Origin of the sequence: Pandoraea anapnoica, assembly GCF_902459765.1 — a bacterium.
GTDB lineage: Bacteria > Pseudomonadota > Gammaproteobacteria > Burkholderiales > Burkholderiaceae > Pandoraea > Pandoraea anapnoica.
In genome coordinates, this window is sequence record NZ_CABPSP010000044.1 from 1 (window position 1) to 893 (window position 893).

Genomic DNA, 893 nt, shown 5'->3' on the forward strand with positions numbered 1-893 from the left:
ACGATCTTGGCAACGACGCCCGAGCCAACCGTACGGCCACCTTCGCGAATTGCGAAGCGCAGACCTTCGGTCATGGCGATCGGAGCGATCAGCTTGACGCTGATCGACACGTTGTCACCCGGCATAACCATTTCCTTGTCGGCCGGCAGGCTGATCGAGCCCGTCACGTCCGTCGTACGGAAATAGAACTGCGGACGATAGTTGTTGAAGAACGGGGTGTGACGACCACCTTCATCCTTCGACAGCACGTACACTTCGGCCGTGAATTCCATGTGCGGCTTGATCGAGCCCGGCTTGGCCAGAACCTGACCACGCTGAACATCTTCACGCTTCGTGCCGCGCAGCAGCAGACCCACGTTGTCGCCTGCCTGACCTTGGTCGAGCAGCTTGCGGAACATTTCAACGCCCGTGCAGGTCGTCTTGTCGATGTGCGGCTTGTCGCCGTCCATCTTGATACCGACGATTTCGATTTCTTCGCCGACCTTGACCACGCCCGACTCGATACGACCCGTCACCACCGTGCCACGACCCGAGATCGAGAACACGTCTTCCACCGGCATCAGGAACGGCTTGTCAACAGCGCGCTCCGGCGTCGGGATGTACGAATCCAGCGCGTCGGCCAGGTTCATGATCGCGACTTCGCCCAGTTCGCCCTTGTCGCCTTCCAGCGCCAGCTTGGCCGAACCCTTGATGATCGGGGTGTCGTCGCCCGGGAAGTCGTACTTCGAGAGAAGCTCACGAACTTCCATTTCGACCAGCTCGAGCAGCTCGGCGTCGTCGACCATGTCGCACTTGTTCAGGAACACGATGATGTACGGCACACCGACCTGACGGGCGAGCAGGATGTGCTCACGCGTTTGCGGCATCGGGCCGTCAGCAGCCGAGCAAACCAG

General features: G+C 60.4%; 1 protein-coding gene. It reads right to left on the minus strand.

Going from position 1 to position 893, the window contains the following annotated elements; all coding sequences use genetic code 11:
• Positions 1–893, minus strand: an 893-nt coding sequence (locus PAN31117_RS26970; protein ID WP_150740884.1) for an elongation factor Tu, incomplete at both ends; no start/stop codon positions are given.